The 7,314-nt window shown below is 67.3% G+C and carries 5 protein-coding genes and 1 pseudogene; 3 read left to right on the forward strand and 3 right to left on the reverse strand.

Annotation, left to right across the window (positions count from 1 at the left end; genetic code table 11):
• A pseudogene (locus NBV68_RS15980) lies at window positions 1-1,156 on the forward strand (hypothetical protein); the annotation flags it as partial.
• Here NBV68_RS15980 and NBV68_RS15985 read toward each other — a convergent pair.
• Window positions 1,153-2,346, reverse strand: a complete 1,194-nt coding sequence (locus NBV68_RS15985; RefSeq protein WP_296311633.1) for an NAD(P)/FAD-dependent oxidoreductase — start codon at window positions 2,344-2,346, stop codon at window positions 1,153-1,155. The pseudogene NBV68_RS15980 and the gene NBV68_RS15985 sit on opposite strands and share 4 nt — an antisense overlap.
• Before the next feature lie 65 nt (window positions 2,347-2,411).
• On the opposite strand from NBV68_RS15985, the gene uvrC reads away from it, so the two are divergent.
• Window positions 2,412-4,373, forward strand: coding sequence for an excinuclease ABC subunit UvrC (uvrC, locus tag NBV68_RS15990; protein ID WP_296311635.1), 1,962 nt, complete (start codon window positions 2,412-2,414; stop codon window positions 4,371-4,373).
• A 10-nt stretch (window positions 4,374-4,383) separates the two neighbouring features.
• Window positions 4,384-5,208, forward strand: a complete 825-nt coding sequence (locus NBV68_RS15995; RefSeq protein WP_296311638.1) for a hypothetical protein — start codon at window positions 4,384-4,386, stop codon at window positions 5,206-5,208.
• 53 nt (window positions 5,209-5,261) lie between these two features.
• Here the strand turns inward: NBV68_RS15995 and NBV68_RS16000 are convergent, their stop codons facing one another.
• Together NBV68_RS16000 and NBV68_RS16005 are read right to left on the reverse strand one after the other, a co-directional pair.
• Window positions 5,262-6,188, reverse strand: coding sequence for an OmpA family protein (locus tag NBV68_RS16000; RefSeq protein ID WP_296311639.1), 927 nt, complete (start codon window positions 6,186-6,188; stop codon window positions 5,262-5,264).
• 200 nt (window positions 6,189-6,388) lie between these two features.
• Window positions 6,389-7,314, reverse strand: a 926-nt coding sequence (locus NBV68_RS16005; RefSeq protein WP_296311642.1) for a DUF885 domain-containing protein, incomplete at its 5' end; no start/stop codon positions are given.

The following is a 7,314-nucleotide window of genomic DNA, read 5'->3' on the forward strand; positions in this document are numbered from 1 at the left end:
CAGCACCGGCCCGGCCCCCGCGCCCCAACCCGGCCCCGGCGGGGCTCCGGCTGGCGGATTTGCGCCCAGCGCCGAGCAGCGCGAGCAGTTCATGGCCTTCCGCGCGCGGCTGTGCGCCGATGACGGCCAGGCCTTCCTCGAAAAGCTGGTTGCCGCGATCGACAGCGGGGCGGACATCTCCGCGGAGTTTCCCGGCGTCGATCCCCAGCGCCTCGCGCCGATGCTCTCGCGACTGCGCGGGGCCGACGGCAAGGTCGATCCGGCGCGCCTGACCAGCTTCCGCACCCGCATCTGTTCGATCGATCCCGCCATGATGGGGGGCGGGGCACCGGGCGGGGCACCTTCGGGCGCTCCGGGCGCTCCCGGTGCGGCAGGCATGCCGCCGCAATTCGCCGCCTTCCGTGAACGGGCCTGCGGGCCGGACGGCAATGCCGCAATCGCCGCCCTGATCGCCAAGATCGAGCGCGGCGAGGATGTCTCGGCCGAGCTTCCTGGCATCGATCCCGCCTTCATCAAGATGGCGCTCGACCGTTCGCGCCTGCCTGACGGCACGCTCCCGCCCGAGGCGATTGCGCAGTTCCAGCAGCGCTTCTGTGCCGCCGCGCCCTCTGCTGGCGGCGCGCCTGCCGGCGCCGCACCTCCCGGCGGCCCCGCCTTTAACCCGCTCGCCCAGCGCAGCTTCCAGGGCTGGCGCTATTTCTTCAACCTCACCCACACGATCGAGCTCGCCAACGAGATCCTCGTCGCCCCCGGCCTCCAGCCGCTTGACCAGCTCGATGGCGAGGCGACCAGCGCCTTCGGCCAGCCGCGCCATTCGAGCCGCCTCGAGGCAGGCCTGTTCGGCAAGGGCGTGGGCTTCCGCCTGTCGGGCGTCTACACCGGCGAGACCCGGCTCGACGGCACGGTGGCGGCCAACGACCTGTTCTTCGACGACATCGTCACCTTCAACCTGCGCATCTTCGCCAATCTGGGCGAGGTGACGGGGAAGAACGAGGGGCTGTGGAAGGACTTCCGCGTCAGCCTCGTCGCCGACAACGTGTTCGACGCGCAACGCCGCGTGCGCGACGGGGCGGGCATCACGCCGGTCAATTACAACGCCTTCGTGATCGACCCGCTGGGGCTCTATCTGGGCATCGATTTGCGGAAGCTGTTCTAGGCGCGAGCGGCCGCCAGCGCCTCGGCGCAGGCATGACCGCTCGCCCAGGCCCATTGGAAGTTGTAGCCGCCAAGCCAGCCGGTGACGTCGACCGCTTCGCCGATGGCGTAGAGGCCCGGAACCTTCGTGGCCTCCATCGTCCGGCTCGAAAGCTCCGCCGTGGCGATCCCGCCTGCGGTGACTTCCGCCTTGGCATAGCCCTCGGTGCCGTTCGGGGCGAAGCGCCAGTCGGCGAGCTTCGCTTGTGCCGCGCGCAAGTCCTTGTCGCCGCAGTTGCCGAGTTCGCGCTCCATCGCCAGCCGGTCGGCGAGCGCATCGGCGAGCCTGGCGGGAAGGCGCTCGCGAAGGAGCGTGCGTATGTGCGCGCGGGGGCGGTCGCGCTTGGCTTCGAGCAGCCAGTCGCTCGCGGCATCGGGGAGGAAGGTGATCCCCACCGGCTCGCCATGTCGCCAATAGCTGGAGACTTGCAGGATCGCCGGCCCCGACAGCCCCTTGTGGGTGAACAGCGCCGCCTCGGCGAATTCTGTCTTTCCGGCCCGCGCGCGCACCGGCGCGGCGACGCCTGACAGCTCGCGGAACAGCGCGTCCTCCCCGCCGAGCGTCAGCGGGACGAGGGCAGGGCGGGGCTCGACCACCTTGAGGCCGAACTGCCGCGCCAGCCGATAGGCAAAGTCGCTCGCGCCCATTTTCGGAATGGAAGGCCCGCCAGTCGCGATCACCAGCGCGGGTGCCTGCCATGAGCGGCCGTCTGCGGCGGTGACAGTGAAGCTGCCATCGCCCCCGCGCGCGACCTCCGCCACGTCGGCCCCGCAGGTCAGCGTCACCTTATCGGGCGGGCATTCGTCGAGAAGCATCGCCACGATCTGCTTGGCCGAGCCATCGCAGAACAATTGCCCAAGCGTCTTCTCGTGCCACGCTATGCCATAGCGCTCGACCAGTGCGATGAAGTCCGCAGGGGTGTAGCGGGCCAGCGCGCTCTTGGCGAAATGCGGATTTGCCGAGAGGTAGTTGCCCGGCCCCGCGCCCAAGTTGGTGAAGTTGCACCGCCCGCCGCCGGATATTAGGATCTTCTTCCCGGGCGCGTCCGCCTTCTCCAGCAGCGCCACGCGCAAGCCCCGCTGGCCGGCCTGCCCCGCAGCAAACAGCCCGGCCGCGCCTGCACCGAGGATGATGACGTCGCTCTGTTCCACGAACCTGCCGATAGTGGGCCGCGCGGGAATTGCCAATCGCCCCCTCTCGTCCCTATCTGACCACCATGGCCCGAACCCCCGCAGGCACTCCCCAGCATCCCGGCAGCGGCGACCGCTTCAACGAGGAGCGCGCCGCCTATACCGTGTCGAGCGCCCAGCCCGATCTGGAAGGCGGGGTGCAGGCGATCCGCGAGACGGTGAAGGTGCTCAAACCCGTGCCCGGCGTCTACCGTATGCTCGATGCCCGGGGCGAGGTGCTCTATGTGGGCAAGGCGCGCTCGCTGAAGGCGCGGGTGGCGAACTATACCCAGATCGCGCAGCTTTCGGGGCGGCTCCAGCGGATGGTCAGCCAGACCCGCAGCATGGAGATCATCACCACCAATTCCGAGGCCGAGGCGCTGCTGCTTGAAGCGCAGCTGATCAAGCGCTTCCGCCCGCCCTTCAACGTGCTGCTGCGCGACGACAAGAGCTTCCCCTTCATCCTGCTGCGCGCCGACCACGCCTTCCCGCGCATCCAGAAGCACCGCGGGGCGCGGCGGGCCAAGGGCAATTACTACGGGCCCTTCGCCAGCGCGGGGAGCGTCAACACCACGTTGAATGCGCTGCAGAAACTGTTCCTGCTGCGTAGCTGCACCGACAGCTTCTTCAACAACCGCGACCGGCCGTGCCTGCTCTACCAGATCAAGCGGTGCTCGGCGCCGTGTGTGGGCCGGATCGACGAGGCGGGTTACGATGCACTGGTGCGGCAGGCGAAGGATTTCCTCTCGGGCAAGTCGGGCGCGGTGCAGGCCGATCTTGAGCGGCAGATGGCCGAGGCTGCGGAGAACCTCGATTTCGAGACCGCGGCGATGCTGCGCGACCGGCTGCGCGCGGCGACCTTCATTCAGGGCTCGCAGGCAATCAATGCGCAAGGATTGGGCGATGCCGATGTCTTCGCGCTGGCCGCCAAGAACGGGCAGATGAGCGTCCAGTCCTTCTTCATCCGCGGCGGGCAGAACTGGGGCCACCGCGCGCTCTTCCCGCGCCACACCGCCGATGTGGACGAGGCGCAGGTGCTCGCCAATGTGATGCTGCAATTCTACGAGGAAGTGCCGCCGCCGCCCACGATTCTGGTGGACCGTGAATTGCCCGAGGCCGAGCTGATCGAGGCGGCACTGTCCGAACTGGCGGGCCGCAAGGTCAGGCTGTCTGTCCCCGAGCGCGGCGATCGGCGCAAGCTGATGATGCAGGCGCAGCGCAACGCTGTCGAGGCGCTCGAACGGCGGCTGGCCGAGACCGGCACCAAGGCGCGCCTCAACCGCGAGTTGGCCGAGTTTCTCGAGCTCGATGCGCCCCCGCAGCGGATCGAGGTCTATGACAACAGCCACATCCAAGGCACCAAGGCCGTGGGGGCTATGGTGGTCGCTGGGCCCGAAGGCTTCGAGAAGGGCCAGTACCGCAAGTTCAACATCCGCGAGGCGCAGTCGAACGATGACTTCGCGATGATGCGCGAGGTGATGGCGCGGCGATTCCGCAACTTTGCCGAAGGCGAGGAGAACCCCGAAGCCAGGCCCGGCGGGCATGAAACCGTCCTCCCCGACCTTATCCTGATCGACGGCGGCAAGGGGCAGCTCTCCAGCGTCATGCGGGTGCTCGAGGAAATCGGCATCGCCGACGATATCGCCGTCGTGGGTGTCGCCAAGGGCCCGCATCACGGTCGCGAGGGCAGGGAGGTATTCCACTTCCCCGACGGGCGCGAGAAGATGCTGCCGGTGAATTCGCCGCTCTTGTTCCACCTGCAGAACCTGCGCGACGAGGTGCACCGCTATGTGATCGGGGCGCACCGGGCGAAGCGCTCCAAGGCGATCACCGCTTCACCGCTGGACGAAATCCCCGGCATCGGCCCGGCGCGAAAGCGCGCGCTGCTGCTGCATTTCGGCACCGCGAGCAAGGTGCGCGCCGCCGCGTTGGAAGACCTCCAGCGCGCCCCCGGCGTCAGCGCCACGGTCGCGCGCAAGGTTTACGATTTCTACCACGCTGGCGGGTAAAAGCGGCTGCATGACGCAGTTCGCCTTCACTATGTTTTCGATGTTCGGCGTTCCGGCGATGATCGTCGCGCTGCTCATCCTTGCGCATCGGCTGACCCCGGCGCGGGTGTGGCGGACCTGGCCCGTGCAAACCGTGGCGACGCTGGCGTTTCTGGGTTGCATTGCCGCGCCTGTCGCGATCGCGCAGATCGACAGCCAGGGCGATTACTTCGCCGACGAGACGGCGCTGGTCGGCGAGGCTTTCGGCCTACCCGCGGGCGTGACGGTCGACCATCAGCGCGACAAGACCGTGCGGCTCGGCGATTGCTGGCGCAATGCGGTCAACTGGAACTCCGCGGTGACGTTTTCCGACGCCGACACGTTCTACCAGTGGTTTTACGGCAAGGAATACCGGCAGGGGATCGTCGCGCAGGTCGCGGACTACTTCGGACAACCGCCCGCGCGGGTGAGCGTTGCTCCCGGCGCGCTCGACCTGCTCCCGCGCGATCCGCAATATGTGTTGTCCGACGGACGCGATTCCTACGACCTCAACAGCCGCATCGTGAAATATTATAAGCCGTTCGTCTGCACCGCGATCGAGCGGGGCGATGATGGCAGCATTGCCTTGCGCCGCTGCGATCCGATTGCCGAGGGCGGGGACGTGGGCAATGCGGGGCAGGTGATCCTGCGGCCCGATGCGGGCAAGCAGACGCTTGAAGGGCGGATCTACTATGCGCGCGGGCCGTCCATCTGCACCAATCCGCTGCGCCGCGCCCTGAACAATGCCCTGGGTCTGCCTCATCCGGAGGGCGTTAAGCCCAATATCCAGATCGGCGGAAGTCTGCCGATCTGGTGAGCCGGGACAGGCTGCGACGACCCGTGGGGCCGCCGCAGCCGATCAGAGGTCTCTTACTGCCCGTCGAGCGCCTTGCTCACCAGCACGTTGACCGAGACGCGGCGGTTCTGCGCGCGGCCCGCTTCGGTTGTGTTGTCGGCCGCCGGGTCGGCGGTCGCCATGCCGGTGGGGGTGAGCATGCGATAGGGCTTCCACTTGCACACCTGCTGCAAGTGGTTGACCACCGCCGCAGCGCGCTTTTCCGACAGCGTCTGGTTCACTTCCTGCGAGCCGGTCGAATCCGTGTAGCCCAGCACCAGCATCAGCGAGTTCTCGTTGGCATTGGCAGTCTGCGCAGCGGCGCAAAGCTCGGCCTTGGCCGCGGGCGAGATCACCCATTTGCCGGTGTCGAAATAGACGTTGGTGGTGCTCTTGAGGTTGTACTTGTCGATATCGCCGAGCCGGCCGCGCAGCGCTTCGGTCGCGGCGGCGTTCTGCTGGATCGCCGCGCCCTGCTCGCCGAACTGCTGCTGGGTGCCGCCGCGGATCATCGCCGCGATCTGGCGGTCGTCGCTGGTGAAGCGCACTTCGCTGGCAACGAGGCCCTCGCCGTAGCGCGCCGTCTTCACGATGACCGGCAAGCCGTTGATGAGCGCGCTCTGGTCGAAGGTCTTGTTGCCAATACCGAGGAACCCGCCGCGGGTGCGGATTTCGGTGTCGGGGTGGAGCGTCACCAGCTGCACCGTGCCGTCATCGGCGGTGATCTGCAGGCGCGAGCCCCGGCGCGCCGAGATGATGCCCGTGACGCGCTCGCCTTCCTCCATCTCGGCGAGCGGCGGCAGCGCGCCGTAGACGGTGGTGGTGGTCACCCCGTCCTGCTCGCCGATGACCGGGTCGGGGAGGGTCTGGGGGATGGTCTGGGCGGCAAGGCTCGAGGCACTGGCGGCGCCCAGCAGGGCAAGCAGCGCAAGGCTGCGGGGGCTTTTTAGAATGGTCGTCACAGTGGTTATGCTCCTGCGGTTCGGGCCCGTCGTTGCGACTTTGACCCGTGTGGGCCCTTAGTTGGCGTTCTGCGCGAAGGGCTGCGTGTTGCGCAACACCTTGCTCGCATGTGAACGCCTTTGCCCCGATGACCGCAGGAGCGGGCAATCAGGGCAGCGGATACGACGAAGCGAGCCGCAGGCGGCGCGGCCGTGCGGGTCTATCTGGCGACCTGGGCCGCGATCCAGCGGTCGATCTTGGCGTCCAGCACGGTCAGCGGGAGGCCGCCAGTGTTGAGCACCTCCTCGTGGAAGGCCTTGATGTCGAACCTGGCGCCCAGCTTGTCGGCCGCACGCTTGCGCAGCTCCTGGATCTTGAGCGCGCCGATCTTGTAGGCGAGCGCCTGGCCCGGGATCGCGATGTAGCGATCGACCTCGGCGAGCACTTCGGTGCGGGTCATGCCGGAGTTCTCCAGCATGTAGTCGATCGCCTGGTCGCGGCTCCAGCCCTTAGCGTGGATGCCGGTATCGACCACCAGCCGCATCGCGCGCAGCTGTTCGTCCTGCAAGGTGCCGTAGCGGTTCCACGGGTCCTTGTAGAAGCCCATCTCGTATCCCAAGGTCTCGGCATAGAGCGCCCAGCCTTCGATATAGGCGTTCGTTCCGCCATAGCGCATGAAGGCGGGCAGCGCCTCATTCTCCTGCGCGAGGCTGACCTGGAAGTGGTGCCCGGGTGCGCCCTCGTGGAGGTAGAGTGTGACATTGCCCGGCGTCAGGCGGCTCGGCAGGTCATAGGCGTTGAAGTAGAAGATCCCCGGCCGCGAGCCATCGGGCGAGCCTTGCTGGTACGAGCCGCCGGCCTCGAACTTTTCGGTCGAGGGATCATAGGGGCGGATTTCCAGCGGCGACTTGGGCAGTTTCGCAAACAGCGCGCCGATCTTCGCATCGACCGCCTTGCCGATGTCGTAGTAGGTCTGCGTCAGCCCCTCGCGGCTTTTGGGCTGGAACTTGGGATCGGTGCGGACATAGTCGAAGAACTGGGTGAGCGTGCCCTTGAACTTCACTTCCTTCTGGAGCTTCTGAAGCTCGGTCTTGATCCGCGCGACTTCGGACAGGCCCAACTGGTGGATAGTCTCGGGATCGAGCG

Origin of the sequence: Erythrobacter sp. (assembly GCF_023653175.1) — a bacterium.
In the GTDB taxonomy this organism is placed as follows: Bacteria; Pseudomonadota; Alphaproteobacteria; order Sphingomonadales; family Sphingomonadaceae; genus Erythrobacter.